17 protein-coding genes and 4 pseudogenes are annotated in these 14,970 nt (G+C 66.5%); 10 read left to right on the top strand and 11 right to left on the bottom strand.

All coding sequences use genetic code 11. The features are described 5' to 3' along the window. From BO39_RS31570 to BO39_RS24650, 4 genes and pseudogenes are all read left to right on the top strand, one after another. Positions 1-259: pseudogene (locus BO39_RS31570) on the top strand (hypothetical protein); the annotation flags it as partial. Positions 260-978: 719 nt separating this feature from the next. After that, on the top strand, positions 979-1,446 hold the full coding sequence (locus BO39_RS32980) for a hypothetical protein (RefSeq protein WP_156963897.1): 468 nt from the start codon (positions 979-981) through the stop codon (positions 1,444-1,446). Positions 1,447-1,626: 180 nt separating this feature from the next. Further along, a complete protein-coding gene (locus tag BO39_RS32975) occupies positions 1,627-1,842 on the top strand; it encodes a hypothetical protein (protein ID WP_156963896.1) in 216 nt (71 codons plus the stop codon). A 257-nt stretch (positions 1,843-2,099) separates the two neighbouring features. After that, positions 2,100-2,651 (top strand): DDE-type integrase/transposase/recombinase, encoded by a 552-nt coding sequence (locus BO39_RS24650; protein WP_043838643.1) that lies wholly within the window; start codon positions 2,100-2,102, stop codon positions 2,649-2,651. 88 nt (positions 2,652-2,739) lie between these two features. Here the strand turns inward: BO39_RS24650 and BO39_RS35380 are convergent. From BO39_RS35380 to BO39_RS24610, 10 genes and pseudogenes are all read right to left on the bottom strand, one after another. Then, positions 2,740-3,030: pseudogene (locus tag BO39_RS35380) on the bottom strand (tripartite tricarboxylate transporter substrate-binding protein); the annotation flags it as partial. A gap of 351 nt (positions 3,031-3,381) precedes the next feature. Further along, positions 3,382-4,479 (bottom strand): pyrroloquinoline quinone biosynthesis protein PqqE, encoded by a 1,098-nt coding sequence (gene pqqE, locus BO39_RS24645; RefSeq protein WP_052402580.1) that lies wholly within the window; start codon positions 4,477-4,479, stop codon positions 3,382-3,384. Then, complete coding sequence (gene pqqD / locus BO39_RS24640; protein ID WP_043838639.1) at positions 4,476-4,751, bottom strand: pyrroloquinoline quinone biosynthesis peptide chaperone PqqD; 276 nt, start codon at positions 4,749-4,751, stop codon at positions 4,476-4,478. Before pqqD ends, pqqE begins: the two co-directional genes overlap by 4 nt. Further along, complete coding sequence (gene pqqC, locus BO39_RS24635) at positions 4,748-5,476, bottom strand: pyrroloquinoline-quinone synthase PqqC (RefSeq protein ID WP_043838637.1); 729 nt, start codon at positions 5,474-5,476, stop codon at positions 4,748-4,750. The genes pqqD and pqqC overlap by 4 nt, the downstream gene beginning before the upstream one ends. Then, positions 5,473-6,420: a pyrroloquinoline quinone biosynthesis protein PqqB gene (gene pqqB, locus BO39_RS24630; protein WP_043838635.1), complete on the bottom strand. Its 948-nt coding sequence runs from the start codon at positions 6,418-6,420 to the stop codon at positions 5,473-5,475. The genes pqqC and pqqB overlap by 4 nt, the downstream gene beginning before the upstream one ends. A 48-nt stretch (positions 6,421-6,468) precedes the next feature. After that, on the bottom strand, positions 6,469-6,546 hold the full coding sequence (pqqA, locus tag BO39_RS35375; protein WP_084698462.1) for a pyrroloquinoline quinone precursor peptide PqqA: 78 nt from the start codon (positions 6,544-6,546) through the stop codon (positions 6,469-6,471). Positions 6,547-6,876: 330 nt separating this feature from the next. Next, positions 6,877-7,449: an IS3 family transposase gene (locus BO39_RS24625; RefSeq protein ID WP_052402579.1), complete on the bottom strand. Its 573-nt coding sequence runs from the start codon at positions 7,447-7,449 to the stop codon at positions 6,877-6,879. Next, positions 7,446-7,757, bottom strand: coding sequence for a transposase (locus BO39_RS35370; RefSeq protein ID WP_043838660.1), 312 nt, complete (start codon positions 7,755-7,757; stop codon positions 7,446-7,448). The genes BO39_RS24625 and BO39_RS35370 overlap by 4 nt, the downstream gene beginning before the upstream one ends. A gap of 150 nt (positions 7,758-7,907) precedes the next feature. Beyond that, on the bottom strand, positions 7,908-9,194 hold the full coding sequence (locus tag BO39_RS24615; protein WP_043838632.1) for a PQQ-dependent sugar dehydrogenase: 1,287 nt from the start codon (positions 9,192-9,194) through the stop codon (positions 7,908-7,910). Continuing rightward, positions 9,194-9,625, bottom strand: coding sequence for a DUF2231 domain-containing protein (locus BO39_RS24610; protein ID WP_043838630.1), 432 nt, complete (start codon positions 9,623-9,625; stop codon positions 9,194-9,196). Before BO39_RS24610 ends, BO39_RS24615 begins: the two co-directional genes overlap by 1 nt. A gap of 250 nt (positions 9,626-9,875) precedes the next feature. Here BO39_RS24610 and BO39_RS24605 point away from each other — a divergent pair. Continuing rightward, a pseudogene (locus BO39_RS24605) lies at positions 9,876-10,214 on the top strand (transposase); the annotation flags it as partial. A 65-nt stretch (positions 10,215-10,279) separates the two neighbouring features. Continuing rightward, positions 10,280-10,990 (top strand): IS6 family transposase, encoded by a 711-nt coding sequence (locus tag BO39_RS24600; protein ID WP_043838627.1) that lies wholly within the window; start codon positions 10,280-10,282, stop codon positions 10,988-10,990. A gap of 73 nt (positions 10,991-11,063) precedes the next feature. Here BO39_RS24600 and BO39_RS31550 read toward each other — a convergent pair. Further along, positions 11,064-11,255, bottom strand: a pseudogene (locus BO39_RS31550) (helix-turn-helix domain-containing protein); the annotation flags it as partial. Positions 11,256-11,503: 248 nt separating this feature from the next. Between BO39_RS31550 and BO39_RS24595 the strand changes: the two are divergent. From BO39_RS24595 to BO39_RS24580, 4 genes are all read left to right on the top strand, one after another. After that, the gene (locus BO39_RS24595) at positions 11,504-11,965 is read left to right on the top strand and encodes a DUF2238 domain-containing protein (protein ID WP_052402578.1); all 462 of its coding nucleotides are present in this window, start codon (positions 11,504-11,506) and stop codon (positions 11,963-11,965) included. A gap of 87 nt (positions 11,966-12,052) precedes the next feature. Beyond that, entirely contained in the window at positions 12,053-12,577 is a 525-nt protein-coding gene (locus tag BO39_RS24590; RefSeq protein ID WP_043838625.1) for a DUF421 domain-containing protein, read from the top strand. Positions 12,578-12,668: 91 nt separating this feature from the next. After that, the gene (locus BO39_RS24585; RefSeq protein WP_043838622.1) at positions 12,669-13,634 is read left to right on the top strand and encodes a mechanosensitive ion channel family protein; all 966 of its coding nucleotides are present in this window, start codon (positions 12,669-12,671) and stop codon (positions 13,632-13,634) included. Further along, positions 13,631-14,923, top strand: a complete 1,293-nt coding sequence (locus BO39_RS24580; protein WP_043838620.1) for a DUF2254 domain-containing protein — start codon at positions 13,631-13,633, stop codon at positions 14,921-14,923. Before BO39_RS24585 ends, BO39_RS24580 begins: the two co-directional genes overlap by 4 nt. The last annotated feature ends 47 nt before the right edge of the window (positions 14,924-14,970 follow it).

Raw genomic sequence — 14,970 nt, 5'->3', positions numbered from 1 at the left:
CGCGGGACCAGGGCTGTATCACCGCTACAACGCGGCCCTGAAGCGCGTCACCGGCGACAAGGCACGCGCCGCCATGACACTCGCTGAGTTGGAAGCCGCCGTGGGCTGGCTGGAGCGCAACCGGCTCGCGGACCACCTCCACTTGTTGGACCACGATCCCCGGTATGCCTGGTCTGCCCGAAAGCGTGGCGAGTGGAAGCCACCCGTCGGGCGTGTGATGCGGCCTCGGCCGGAGAAGCCCCCCTCCCCTGCCACTTGAACGATGCGTTGCCGACTGTGGTTCGAGTGTTGCCGGGCACAGGAGGCCATGACCACACGGCACGGTCGGGCCTCTCGCGGCCGACCTGATCGCCGCCACCAAGGAAGAGATCATCGAGACTGGCCGCTTCTCGCTGCCTGACTTCGGCAGCTTCACCATGCGCGAGACCGCCAAATAAGGCAGGCGTTCCGGCTCGCGCTGGAGGCGCTCCTCCACTGGGTTGTCCTCACCCTCCAGAGGAATGGCCCCCACCACAGGGCGGCGCTCGCTCGGGCCTTCCAGGTGGAGATCCCGGGCCGGGCCGCGATCGCCACTGCCAGGGAGTGGCTGGCGACGCCCCCCTCGTGGAAACCCGGTGGATGCGATGGATGCCGTCATCGCGGCGCTGCCTGCGTCCGGGGAGAACCGTCTGCCGGAGACGAACGCCGAAGCCCTCGCCTTTTGCATGAGGGAGGCGCCGGCGCGGCCGGAGGCTAGGCGACCGACCGCCTCCCCTTCGCCTGGAGGAGCAGCGGGCCCATGATAATCCCTTTAACCGGTCGGGGGCCCGACAGTCCCTTTCAGCGTGGCTCCAACGGCAGTTTGCCCCGGTTCTGTCCAACGCACCGCAGATCCCAGCGCAGCAGAGCGATAGGCTCTCGTGAGCAGGCCGGCATGCTCACGAGAGCCCGAATTTACCCAACGAGAGCCACATCCAGCGCCGCGAGCACCGATGTCAGATGCAGGAGAGTACGCTGGTCACTGTCCAGCCGGTCGACGATCCAGCTGTGCTCGACACGTTGCAGCGACTTCGCCTCACCGTCCTCATCGGTCAGATCGTCGTCAAGCATCTCCTGCTGGCACCAGATGGCGACGTCATCTGGCAGATCGGCCAGCCTCATCTCGACGGCAAACGGGTCGTCTATGAATTTGCGCACGATCTGGGCAGCGTTCCCATACCGCGTCGCGGCTATCGCGAGATGGTCCTGCACGGCCTGCCGCAGGCTCGCGGGGCCATGGTTCCGCATCGCCGCTGCCTTGGCGGCCGAGTTGATGTGGTAGACAGCGACGGTTCCATCCGCGTTCCGGACCTCGAGGCGGAGCGACTCCGATCCCAGGAGTTTAGTGGCTGCCTTTTGTGCTGTCGCACAGCTCAAGCCCACACCTTTATGTCTGCCATCCGCCTCGCCGCCACCGTGCTCTTCTAGGTCAATGAGTCCTGACCCCAGACTTCTCGACCAAGTGCGGGAGGGCGTGCCAGTTTGTCTTTCGAAGGGGCGTTGATGTCTACACCATCCAGGACAGTCGAGCTCAGCCGCCGGTTGGCGGCTCTCCCATCGACCACCATCGCTCGGGTCAAGGACGTCCTAGCGGGAGCGCTCCCGTTCGTGGCGCTGACCCTCGACGAGCAGCAGATCGTCCTCGAACTGGCCGCCGAATCTTTAACCGCCGCGCGACCCGGGTTAGAGGCCTCCTACGCCGCCCTGCCCAGCACGGCCGGCGCAACCGAGCGTCGCCGGGGAGCCCTGCGCGGCCAAATCATCATGGCGCCCGACTTCGATGTGACCCCACCAGAGATCCTGACGGCGATGACGGGGTGTTAGGATTGAAGAGGCCAACGCTCGCACCATCCTCACAGGAATCATGCGGCCGAGTTGAAAATGCAGCGGTTTACGAGATGGTAAAATGGAAAACACCTGGGTCGCCTGACATCGATCGGCGGTTAGGCAAGGCACCGGAGCCGGAGCCGGAGTGGATCCGTCAGGCCGCCCTTCATGAGAAAGCGTCGGACTACCGAGCAAGGGCATTGGCAAGTTGATGGGGCGTGGCTGGTAGGAGCGAGCCGGGGCAGTCCGCCTGGATGACCTCAGACCCTTCTACCTACGCTGGGTACCGCTTTCCGGCGGAGATCATCAGCCATGCCGTTTGGCTCTACCATGTGTTCAGCCTGAGCTTACGGGACGTGGAACTGATCCTGGCGGAGCGGGGCGTCACCGTCACCCATGAGAGCATCCGGAACTGGTGCCGCAAGTTCGGTTCGGAGTTCGCGGCCAAGCGGTTCTTCAAGCGCCTGCTGGCCGGGCTCAAGTACAAGCCGCGCCGGTTGGTCACTGACGGGCTGAGGAGCCACGGCGTGGCCCAGCGCGAACTCCTACCCGAGGTCCGGCATCGAAGCAGCCGCTACCTGAACAACCGGGCGGAAAACTCGCACCGGCCCACCCGACGGCGAGAGCGGCAGATGCAGCGCTTCAAGTCGCCCGAGCAGGCTCAGCGGTTCTTGTCAGCCCACAGCATGATCTACGGCCAGTTCCGTCCGCGTCGACACCTGATAGCCGCCGGCGAGTACCGGCGTGCCCGCACCAAGGCTTTTCGCAGCTGGCAGCAGGAGACCTGCGTCCAGGCGGCTTGCTGATCCTGCCAAATCCTCGATCCACGCGGCTAAACTGGCTTTCTGGCCGAACAACTTGCCAATGCCGGCCGGCGACATCCAGCGGAGCGAACATCGCGTCGACATGCCCGGCGCCGACATCCACGAGCGCGGGCGCCGTCCCGCGGAACGGCACCTTCGGCCCCGACAGGCCGAGCGCCGAGCGGAACAGCACGGTCTGCATGTGCAGCGAGTTGCCGACGCCTCCGATGGCGAAGCTGTAGCGGTCCGGTCGGGCCAGCACAGCCGCGACAAAGCTTGCAAGGTCTCTCTCCGGCACGTTGGGGCCGCCCACCAGCACGCTTGCACTCGGCTGAGCGAGGAGCGCAGCCGGGGTGAAGTCCTCGATCGGCCGGTGGGGCACCTGGCGCACAGGTTCAAGTGCGTCATCGGCGGCGCGGTGCGTTCGCGCACGGACGAGCGCCGTGTGACCGAAGTGGCCGTCGCTGTCCGTGTGCTGAACCGCATGCTTGAGCTCGGACGCTCGGAGTATGTCCGCATCACGTGAACGCAGATGCTCCCGCGGCTCGCTGCGCTTGCAAGCTGATCCGTGCAACACAGTTGCAGGAGAGCCTTACGAATACGCAGATGAACGCGGCGATGCAGAGGCTAACGGACGTGCAGCTCGATGCGATCGCGGATTACGCGGCGCAGCAGTAAGGGCTCGAGGAAAGGAAGATTCTTTCTTCCTCTCCCCAGACTATCCCTGCCCTGTTCACCCCGTCGCAATGGTCGGCCCCATCTCCCGGTAGGTGAAGTTCCCGCCTGCGACGGCCGCGTCTTGCACGGCGAGGTCGAGCAGGTGGTGGTCGGCGGACAGGGCGCAGGCGGGGTCGGTGTTGGTGGCGTTGCCGGTGAGGGCGAAGGCCTGGCAGCGGCAGCCGCCCCAGTCGATCTCGCGCCGGTCGCAGCCGCGGCAGGGCTCCGGCATCCAGCCGGTGCCACGGTAGCGCTGGAAGGCGTCGGAATGGGTCCAGATCTCGGAGAGGGATGCGTCCCGCACGTTCAAGAAGTCGAAGCCGGGGAGGCTCTCGGCGGCGTGGCAGGGCAGGACGCGGCCGGCCGGGGAAACCGCGATGAAGGAGCGGCCCCAGCCGCCCATGCAGGCCTTGGGGCGGCGCGCGTAGTAGTCGGGCACGACATAGTCGATGACGAGGCGGCCCTTGAGCGTGACGCGGGCGGTGGTGACGGTTTCGGTGGCCGCCTCAAGCTGGGCGCGGCTGGGCAGGAGGGCGTCGCGGTTGCGGAGCGCCCAGCCGTAATACTGGACGTGGGCCACTTCGAGGCGGGTCGCGCCGAGGGTGGTGGCGAGCTCGATCAGATCGCCTAAGCGGTCAAGGTTCTGGCGGTGGACGACGGCGTTGAGGGTGAGCGGGAGGTCGGCCTCGTGAACGGCGCGGGCGAAGGCGAGCTTGCGGGCGTGGCCGCCGCGCAGGCCGCTGATGCGATCGGCGGAGGTTTCCTCGGCGTCCTGGACGGAGAGCTGGACGTGGTCGAGGCCGGCTCTGGCGAGGACCTTCAGCCGCGCGGCGTCGAGCAGCACGCCTGACGTGATGAGGTTGCTGTAGAGGCCTGCGGCGGTGGCGTGGGCGACGATCTCGGGCAAGTCGCGGCGAGCGGCGGGTTCGCCGCCCGACAAATGGAGCTGCAGCACGCCGAGGGCGGCGGCCTCGCGGAAGACGCGGCCCCAGGTCTCGGTATCGAGCTCCGCCGAGGCGCGGGAGAGCTCGGTGGGGTTGGAGCAGTAGGGGCAGCGCAGCGGGCAACGGTGGGTGAGTTCCGCCAGCAGGCCGAGGGGGGCTGGCGGAGTCATGCTGTTAATACGCCCTTGGCGTGCAGGTCGGTCAGGAGAGCAAGGACGTCGGCGGCGATGGCGTCACGCGGGGCAGCATAGCGGGCGGCAAGCTCGTCCACGATGGCGTCTACCCTGCGGGTGCCGTCGAGGAGGCGAAGGATCTCGAGGGCGATATCGTCGGGGACGAAGAGGCGCTCGGGGCCGACCACCACCCAGCGTGCACGGGCCGGATCCTCTCGCAGGCGCATGCCGCGGGCGAAGCGTGGGGTGGTGGTGCCTGTGATGCTCATGACGGCACGAAAGCGCCGGGGGGCGGTAGGCCGGGCGCGACATAGGCGTGGTGCAGGGCGTCGAGCTGGGCCCAGAGCAGGTCGCATTTGAAGCGGAGTGCGTTCAGAGCCGCCTCCTGCTCCTGGCGGGTCCGGGCGTGGCGGGTGACGTAGTCAAGGGCGAAGGCGACGTCCTGAGGGGCCTGGGTGAGGCGGGGAGTGAAGTATGCGAGGGTTTTCTCGTCCACGAAGTCGTAGGCGCGGAGCATGCCGCTGACGCGCTCGGAGATAATGGCGGGAGAGAACATCTCGGTGAGGGAAGAGGCGACGGCCTCCAGCACCGTTCGCTCGCGAACGAAGTAGACATAGGCGTCCACGGCGAAGCGGGTGGCGGGGAGGAGGCCGTGCAGCGAGGTGACATAGGCATCGTCCAGGCCGAGGCCGCGGGTGAGGACGAGCCAGCGCTCCACGCCGCCGGGCTTGCTGCCGTCGCCGTCATGGTCCTCCAGACGGCGGCGCCACTCGCGGCGGAGGTCGGTGGTGGGTAGGCGGGCTAGGAGGGAGGCGTCCTTCGCTGGGATGCTGGCCTGGTAGTAGTAGCGGTTGAGTGCCCAAGCCTGGACCTGGCCCTTGCTGAGGCGCCCGTCATGCAGCAAGCGGTGGAAGGGGTGCAGGTTGTGGTAGCGCTCGGCGCCAATGGCGCGAAACTGCGCCTCCAGTTCCGGCGGCGACAGAAGCGCGCTCACAGGGTGATCTCCATGCCGTCCTCGGCGACTTCCCAGCCTGCGGCGGCGACCGCGGCGCGTTCCGAGCTGTCCTCCAGTAGGACGGGGTTGGTGTTGTTCAGGTGGACGAGGATGCGGCGGCGCACGCCCAGCCCCTCGAAGGCCGCGATCACGCCCGCCTCGCCGGAGATTGACATGTGGCCCATGCGGGCGCCGGTCTTGGGGCCGGCACCGGCACGGATCATCTCGTCGTCGCGCCAGAGGGTGCCGTCGAAGAGAACGAGGGCGGCGTTGCGAAGGCGGGCGCGCAGGGCGTCGGTCATCATCGCGCAGCCCGGGATGAAATGAGCGGCGGGGCCGCCGCTGGCACGGATCGCGAGGCCAATGGTGGCGCCCTCCTCGCCCGGTTCCGCCTCATCGCGGGTCTCAAGAAAGAGGGGGACCTTGCCCGGGACGGGGTAGGCCTCGACCGTTAGGCCCAGGGATGCGTCCGCGGCGTCGCGTAGGGCAACGGGCTCCCCCAGGGGTAGCGCGCGGCGGGGGACGATGGCCGGGTTAAGGGCGCCGAAGATGGGATTGGCGTCCAGCACGGCGAGGGAAGGAGCGGTGGCGTGCAGCGCGAAGGGGTGGCGTTCGCGCAGCGAGAGGAGGCCAGCGACCGTGTCCACCTCGGCGCCCGTGAGCACCACGGCAGCGAGGGGGGAGTGGCGGACGGCGCCCGGGCCATTGCCGTCGAAAGGCGGACGCGGGTGCAGAGCGCGGTTAGCGGCGAGCTGGACGGTCAATTCGGGGGCAGCGTTGAGTAGCACCCATCGCTCTCCATCCGCGCTAACGGCAAGGGAGCATTGGGTCCTGGGGAGCGCGGCAGGATCGCCGGCGCGTGCGCGCAAACAGGCGGGACTGGCGGAGTTCCACTGAGGAAATCCGCCGCCCGCTGCCGCGCCGAGCACAATTAGCCGGAGCATCGTATTCCCACTCCCCGGCCGGAGGCCGGGGCGTTTCAGGCAGTGCGCCTAGATCTCGGCACAGGCGTAGGAGTTGATCTCCATAGCGACGCTGATCTCGACAACCTTCGGGGTCTTCCAAGCCATGTCTCGCTCCTCCTAAGGGTAGCTCTCGGGCGCCGGAGACATTCCGGCGGATCGCAGGGCCCGCGTCAACGGGCTGCGAGGCTGTCCGGCATAAGATGGGAACCCGAGGCCGGGTTGCGAGATGGGCCAAGATCTCGTGTGGCGGCGGCGATGGTGGTCCAGCCGGGGCGGTCGTTCGCAGTTCCGGGGAAAAGAAGCGGCGAGCCGATGGTCAGGCGCAGCGGGCGGCCGAGGGGTGGGACTCGGCGGGCCAAGCTTCGCGCGCGCCTCCGACCCAGCAGAGCATCACGGGGATGACCATCACCCACTGAAGTGGACACGGGTTACGGCCTAGGCGGCCGCGGCGAGTTGTTCCATCTCAGTTGGCGCCTTGTAGCCGATCGCTGAGTGGAGGCGCTGCTGGTTGTAGAAGCCTTCGATGAAGGCGAAGAGGGCTGATCGTGCGGCCTGCCTGGTCGGGCACGGTCCGTCCTCCTCGAGTTCGGTTTTGAGGCTGCCGAAGAAGCTTTCCATGGGGGCGTTGTCCCAGCAATCGCCTTTCCGGCTCATCGAGCAGCGCATGCCGTGCTTGGTCAGCAGGCGGCGGTCGTCATGGGCAGCGTACTGGCTGCCGCGGTCCGCGTGGTGCAGCAGCCCCGGACCTGGCCGGCGGCTGGTGATGGCCATCCTCAGGGCGGTAAGCGTCAGCTCCTGGGCCAGGGTGTCGCGCGGGCTGCCGTAGTGGCGGTGGCTGTCAGCACGAACTCGGCGGACGCTCTCAAGCAGCACTTGGTCGGCCTCCGAGCAGGTGCTCTCCGGCCGCGCCCGCCACGCGTAGTACCTACTGGCGCTCACCTCCAGGACCGAGCACATTACTCGCATGTGGGACACCTCGCGGTGGTCCTCGATTAAACGGAACCTCATCTCGGTTGGCCCGAAAAGATGCCGACAGCTTTTTTAAGGATCTCGCATTCCATCTGCGCCCGCTCGAGTTCCTTCCGCAGCCGGCGGAGCTCGCCCTCCTCCGCAAACATCGTCTGCTGCCGTCGTGACGGGGCGCTCCGCAACCGGAGCCCGACCGCCACAGATCCAAGCCGCCCATGCCAATTGTGCAGCGTGAAAGGCTGGATCCCCAGATCCTTTGCCACCTGCATCAGCGGGCGGCCACTGCTCTCCAGCAGCCCGACCGCCTCCCGCTTGAACTCCTCCGTGAACTCACGCCCCGCCGTCATGATCAGGGCACCTCGCTCCCTCAGGAGCTTATCCGAGGTGCCCACCATTAGGGGGAGGGTCACTGATGGCGCATAACATGGTGTGGACGGAGCAGGATCCACGGGGATGGGGCGATCTGCGCTTCCGCAGAGATCCCCCGCGTGGCAGCGCTACCGGGCTGCTGTAATCCTCCAGACTGTATTCGATAGGTCATCGGCGACGATCAAGGCGCCACGGGGATCCACCGAGACCCCGACCGGCCGGCCGCGCGCATTACCCTCGCTATTCAGAAAGCCGGACACGAAGTCGATCGGATCTCCGGCCGGTCGGCCGTCACGGAACGGCACGAACGCAACCTTGTAGCCAACAGGAGAGGCGCGGTTCCAGCTGCCGTGCTGGCCGACGAACACCCCGTCTGCGAAGCCCGCTCCCATGGCAGGAGTTGAGAAGGCAACGCCAAGCGCTGCCACATGCGCCCCCAAGGCGTAGTCGGGGCGGATGGCCGAGGCGACGCGCTCCGGATTCTGCGGCTGCACGCGGACGTCGACGTTCTGGCCCCAGTAGCTATACGGCCAGCCGTAGAAGGCGCCCTCGCGCACCGATGTCAGGTAGTCCGGCACGAGATTGGGGCCGATCTCGTCCCGCTCGTTCGCCACCGCCCAGAGCTGGCCCGTTCCCGGCTGGATCGTGAGGGCCGTGGGATTGCGGAGGCCGGTCGCGTAGGGCCTGTGAGCGCCCGTCTGGGGGTCAACCTGCCACACCATGGCGCGATCGACCTCGACGTCTATCCCACGCTCGGTGATGTTGCTGTTGGAACCGATGCCGACATAGAGGAACCGGCCATCGGGGCTGGCGGCCAACGACTTCGTCCAATGGTGGTTGATCGCTGAGGGCAGGTTCGTCACCAGCGTCGGCGTTCCGCTCGCTTCGGTCTGCCCCTCTCGATAGTCGAAGCGCACCAGCGCATCCTGGTTGGCGACATACAGGACGCCGTTGACAAGGGCGAGGCCGTAAGGCCCATTCAGGTTGCTCGCAAAGATGCTCCGGGTCTCGTAGGTGCCATCGCCGTCGGCGTCGCGCAGCAGCGTCAGCCGGTTACCGCCCGCCACCGAGGTCTTGCCCCAGCTCTTTATGATGTTCGCGATGAAGGCTTTGGGATTGAGCCGAGGCGCACCCTGGCCGCCCGTTCCCTCCGTCACCAAGATATCGCCGTTGGGAAGGACAAGGGTCTGGCGCGGGATCCGGAGATCCGTTGCGATGGCCTGGATCGTGTAGCCCTGCGGCACCGTCGGACGATCATTGCCCCAGGCTGTTAGCCGAGGGATCGTCATGTCAGGCAGCAGGCCGCGATGCGGTGCTGGAAGGCTCGGGTTGGAGCCGTGCTGCTCCGGGGTCGGCTCGCTGTCGCAGGCGCACAGGGTAAGCGCCACAGTGCCGATCAATAGGATCGCGCGCATCACACCACCTCCCTGGACTGAAAACCGGAGTACCCCATCCACGCCGCAACAAGCGCGAGGATAGTCGCGATCGCCGACAGAAAGAGGGCCTCCGGCATGATCCCGAAGGCGTCCTTCGAGTGAACGAGGGCATCGACGAAGCCGACCACCCAGGCTGCAAGCAGCACGACGAAGTAGATCGTTGCGCGCCGCCTTCGTATCGGTCCGCTCCGAAACACGTCCACCAAGGCCCAGAGCAGGGCGAAGCCGCCGAAGAACAGCCCGCCCGCGAGGAGCCAGGACGAGAAGTTGGCCCACTGGATCTGGAAGCTCTCCCGGTAGGCGTAATCGCTAAGCAACGCGCCGAGAAACAGTGGGAGCGGGAAGGCAAGCAGGATCGCGTGCAATGGGTGGAGCGGCTTCGGAAATGTTCGGACGGAGGTAGCGGCCACAGTGGATCCTCTCGTTTCTCGACCCGGCCGGGCAGCGCGGCGAAGCCTGACCTGCGCCCTTCGGGGATGGTAGTGGGGCAACGGGACAGCGAAATGTGGGTTTCGCCGTTACGACCTGCCTTCTCTATCAACGTGGCCTTAATTAAAGGCAACCGCTCACCAGGACTGTGGTGCACGGGTCGGCCTAGCGGTCTGGCCGGGGTAAGATCCTGAGGGGGCGACGCTCCCTCATCCTCCAGAAGAGCGCAGTTTGCCGTTCAAGGCCAATGCCAAGCGTCGTCACCGCATTCCGAAGCCGAGGTTTCGGGCGACAAACTGGGCGGAATACGATACCGCTCTCCGCGCGCGTGGCAGTCTGACCGTGTGGTTCACGGATGCGGCCGTCGCGGCCTGGAAGGCCGAGCCCCGCACTACGCGGGGCGGACAGCCGCGCTGTTCGGCGCTGGCCATCACGACGGCCCTGACGCTTCGGGCCGTGTTCCGCCTCGCCTTGCGCCAGACCGAAGACCTGATTGGCTCGATCATGGCGCTACTCGGGCTGGATCTGGCGGTGCCCGATCATACCACCCTCAGCCGCCGGGCCGAGACGCTGGACCGGCATTGGCAACGTGATGGGCGGTGGTCGGAACAACAGAGCTGGGGCAATCTGACGGGATGACGTCAGAGCCCGCCACCTATCCAGGATACCGCTTTCCGGCAGAGATCATCAGCCACGCCGTCTGGCTCTATCATGTGTTCAGCCTGAGCCTGCGGGATGTGGAGTTGATCCTGGCGGAGCGGGGCATCATCGTCACGCGCGAGCGCATCCGGAACTGGTGCTGCAAGTTCGGTTCGGAGTTCGCGGCCAAGCTGCGGCGGCGCCGGCCCAAGCCGGGCGACACCTGGCACCTCGATGAGGTGTTTCTGCGCATAAACGGCGTGTTGCATTACCTCTGGCGAGCAGTGGACCAGCACGGCTTGGTGCTGGACATCCTCGTTCAGGACCGGCGGAACGGGAGTGCGGCCAAGCGGTTCTTCAAGCGCCTGCTCGCAGGCCTGAGGTACAAACCGCGTCGGCTGGTCACAGACGGGCTGAGGAGCTACGGCGTCGCTCAGCGCGAACTCCTACCCGAGGTCCCGCATCGCAGCAGTCGGTACCTGAACAACCGGGCGGAGAACTCGCACCGGCCCACCCGACGGCGAGAGCGGCAGATGCAACGGTTCAAGTCGCCCGAGCAGACTCAGCGGTTCTTGTCAGCCCACAGCATGATCTACGGCCAGTTCCGTCCGCGTCGACACCTGATGACGGCCGGTGAGTACCGGCGTGCCCGCACCAAGGCTTTTCGCAGCTGGCAGCAGGAGACCTGCGTCCAGACGGCATCATGATCCTGCCGCACCCTCAGTCATCCAGCCGAACTCGCCCTCTCATCAAACAACTTGCCAATGCCCGCGACTGTCATAGGACGGTGGAGCGGGGCTCCTTGGGTCCCATGGGAGCATCGGCCGTCGTGGCCCGCTTGCGCCATTTCTGGACCGTGGTGGGGCTGACACCGAAGCGCCGGGCCAGGGTCCTTACGCTCTCTTGTTGTAGCTAGATCGCGCGACGAACCGCCTCTGTCGTGCGGGCGCATCCGTGAAGAACCTGGCCCATAGCGCGTCCTTCGCAGCATGGTGGTCAAGCGTACCACCACACCCTGGGATGAAACACCTAGTCCTAGCATGCACGAAGGCATGAGGCCGCCAGCCGGTCAGAGTTGAAACACGTCACGTCCAGGCGAGTTTGACAGCGGCGGCGCGGAAACTGTGTTCCTCCCCTGCGTTCCTTTCGCTCGGCCCGCCTGCGGAGAGATGACCCCTCTCGGGCCGGTCGGGCACGCCAGCGTCGGAAGGAGTGGCCCCATGCACGCGACCAGCTCAGGACGGCTAACCGCGTGGTTCCTCCTTCTGGTCCTCGCAGCAGCGAACGCCGCGGGGTACCTGTTCGACCTCTACCGGCAGTTCTGGTGGTTTGATCGCGCGCTGCATGCCTGCACGATTTTGGCTCTGACACTCTGGCTCGCCATCTTTGTCTGTGGCCGTGGCCTAAGAGGTGAGCCTGGCCAAAAGCTCCTGGTGGTTTTCATGCTCGCCTGCGTGGGCGTCGCGCTCGGAGCTCTGTGGGAGGTGGCGGAGTGGGGCTTCGACCAGATCGCGCCGGGAGACGTCATCAAGGGCAAGCATGACACGATCCTCGACATCGTCATGGACACAGCCGGCGCCGTTGCGGCGAGCTTCCTTGCTTGGCACTTCCTGCGGCGGAAGGAGTTGGCAGCGCCCAAAGGCGGGCCCCTACCCGACCCTGCCCTGCAGGGGCAAAGCTGACAGGGGCAGCGTCACACGGCTGGGCGCGCTCACCGACGGATGTGTTGGCACAGCGCCCAAATGGGAATCGCGAGGAAGGTAACTCCGATGTTCTTTGACAACTGGTTCGGCCTGCTCCGCGTGATCGTGGTTGGGACCACTGCTTACACAGTGCTGGTCCTCATGCTCCGCGTCTCGGGCAAGCGCACTTTGGCCAAGCTTAACGCCTTCGACCTAATCGTCACGGTAGCGCTAGGCTCAACGCTCGCAACCGTGCTGCTGAGCAAGTCGGTTGCACTGGCCGAAGGGCTGTTGGCCTTCGTTCTTCTCGTTTGCTTGCAATACGTCGTGGCTTGGCTCTCAGTCCGCTCATCCCGCTTCAGCGACATCGTTAAATCCGAGCCGACGCTGCTGCTGCATCGCGGCCGCTTCCTTGAGGGTGCCATGCGCGCACAGCGCGTAACCCGCGCGGAGGTACTCTCTGCCCTGCGCAGCTCCGGTGCCAGCAACCCAGAGCAAGTGGCGGCCGTGGTACTGGAGACCGATGGCAGCTTGAGCGTCGTCCAGGACGCTCGCGAAACGGGCGAAGGAAGCACGCTGGACGCTCTCAGCGCCCAACTGGGGCGCAACTAGCAGCGCTTGAGTCCAGTCTCGCAGGGCCGACCGAACCCGTCGATCTTCTCTTACCTGTCGCGTTCGCCTTCTGTCAGAGCCGGAGCACCACATGTTTGACCAAGCGCTGGGCCGCCTGCATTCGCTTGGAGCGGGCACTGCCTCGATCCTTCCGGGCTTGCTGGTAGGCCTTGTCGTGTTCGGCCTGGGTCTCTTCCTTGTACGCGGCATCCGTGCCGGGGTTACTCGGGCAGCGTCGCTACGGGAAGCTTCAACCGGGTCGGCCATGGTGCTCGGGCGCATCGCAGGCGGCGTTTCGACGCTAGTGCTGTTCCTGGTCTCAGCCTCCATCGCCTTTCCCTCGGTCTCCGCGGCTGATCTGTTCAATCTGCTGGGGATTGGCGGCGTAGCCATCGGCTTTGCCTTTCGCGATGTCCTCCAGAACCTGCTGGCGGGCGTCCTGATCCTGCTGACCCGCCCGTTTCGCATCGGTGACCAGATCAAGCAGGGCGGGCAGGAGGGCACGGTGGAAGATATTTGGGTGAGAGCGACAGTGCTGCGCACCTACGACAACCGCCGCATCCTAATCCCCAACGCCTCCCTCTTCACCGACAAGATCGAGGTGATCACGGCCTACGAGAAGCGCCGTTTGCAGTTCTCGCTCACCATCGGCAACGGGGACTCCATTGCTGAGGCACGAGAGGTGATCGTGCGCGCACTGCGCGGGACCAAGGGCGTGCTGGCAGACCCGCCGCCCGAGGCGCTGGTCGTCGGCCTTGGCGACTCCGGCGTGGACATGGCGGCCCGCTTCTGGATCGACCCGCCGCGCCGGCGCGAGGCCGTGGACTCCCTCGATAGCGCGATCGAGGCCGTGAAGAATGCCCTGACCGAAGCCGGCATAGACCTGCCTTTCCCCACTTCCCAGGTGCTTTGGCACGATCAGACCGAGGAAACGGATGGCGATCGGTCTCGCCAACGCGAGGGCTGGCCTGCTGGAACTGGCGGAGGCTCGCGGCCGCGCTGGGTGCCGGAGCGGCTCAGACAAGGTTCACCCCCCTCTCCCGGTCGGCCGCAGTGAGGGACAAGCTCCGCGACTGGCTGGAGGCGCTGGGCGACGCCTTCTGGATACGGCCGGCCTTTCTGGTGGTGCTCGGCATCTTGCTGGGGGAGTTGGCCGTCCTGGCCGAACAGAGCGGGACCAAGCTGCCCTGGGTGCCGGATGGTTGGGTGTATACAGGCGGTGAGGCCGGGGCCAGGGCGCTCCTGGGTGCCATCGCCACCTCCACCATCGGGGTTGCCGGGACAACCTTCTCGATCACAGTGGCTGCCCTGTCCCTCGCCTCCGGCCAGATGGGGCCACGTTTGCTCCGGAACTTCGTGCGGGACCCGGGGAACCAGACCGCACTCGGTGTCTTCCTGGGCAGCTTCGCCTATGCGCTGGTGGTCCTGCGGACGGTCCGTGCCGTTGAGGAGGTGGCCTTCGTGCCGCATCTCGGCGTCACCGGCGCCCTCATCCTCGGCTTGGCCTGTGTCGGCACGCTCGTCTGGTTTGTCCATCACGTGGCCACAGGCATCAACGTCGAGACCGTCATTGATCTGGTGCACGGGGAGCTCTCTGCTGCGATCGATCGTCTCAGCCGGGAGGAGCCGCCTGCCGGGCCGGCAATGCCTCCCCCGCATGGAACCCCGGTCCGGCTGGGCACGCGCGGCTACCTGCGCTCCCTGGATTATGAGGACCTCGCTGACTGGGCGGCGGAACGGGGGGTTGTGCTGGTACTGCTCACCCATCCCGGCGATTACCTCTTCCCTGGTGGTCCTGTGGCCGAGCTGGCCGGCGGCGAGCCAGCCGCCGGAGCGGAGGTGGCGCTCCGGGCTGCCCTCTCGGTCGGCACCCGGCAGGCGGCGGCGCAGGACCTCGAGTTTGCGGTGCGCCAGTTGGTCGAAGTGGCTGTCCGAGCGCTTTCGCCAGGCATCAATGATCCCTTCACGGCGGCCGCGGTCGTCGAGCGCTTCGGCGCCGCCCTGTGCGAAATCGCGCCCCGGCATCTGCCGAGCAGCACAGTCCTGCGCGAGGGCAAGGCGGTTCTCTACCGCCGCGTACCGGACTACGGCGGTCTGTGCGACGCCATGTTCCACATGATCCGGCAGTACGGGTGCGGCTCGGCAGGAGTGCTTATCCGTCTCCTGGAGACCTTGGGCCGCGTGATGGACGTTGAGGCGCGCCCGGAGCGGCAGGCGGAGCTGCGCCGGCATCTCGATCTGGCGCTGTCCGTGGGACGCATGTGCCTGAAGGATCCCGCCGCTTTGGCAGATCTCGAGGCGCGCTACGCCGCGCTCCCGCAGCTCAGGCGGGAGGCCGCAGCATAAATGAAGGGAGATCTTGGATTTCCCGGGTAAACCGACCGCTGCTCAGC

It is taken from the genome of Roseomonas aerilata DSM 19363 (assembly GCF_000711725.1).
Lineage (GTDB): Bacteria > Pseudomonadota > Alphaproteobacteria > Acetobacterales > Acetobacteraceae > Roseomonas > Roseomonas aerilata.
The sequence above is the reverse complement of the archived record's forward strand: the minus strand, read 5'-3'. Positions and strand labels throughout refer to the sequence as shown.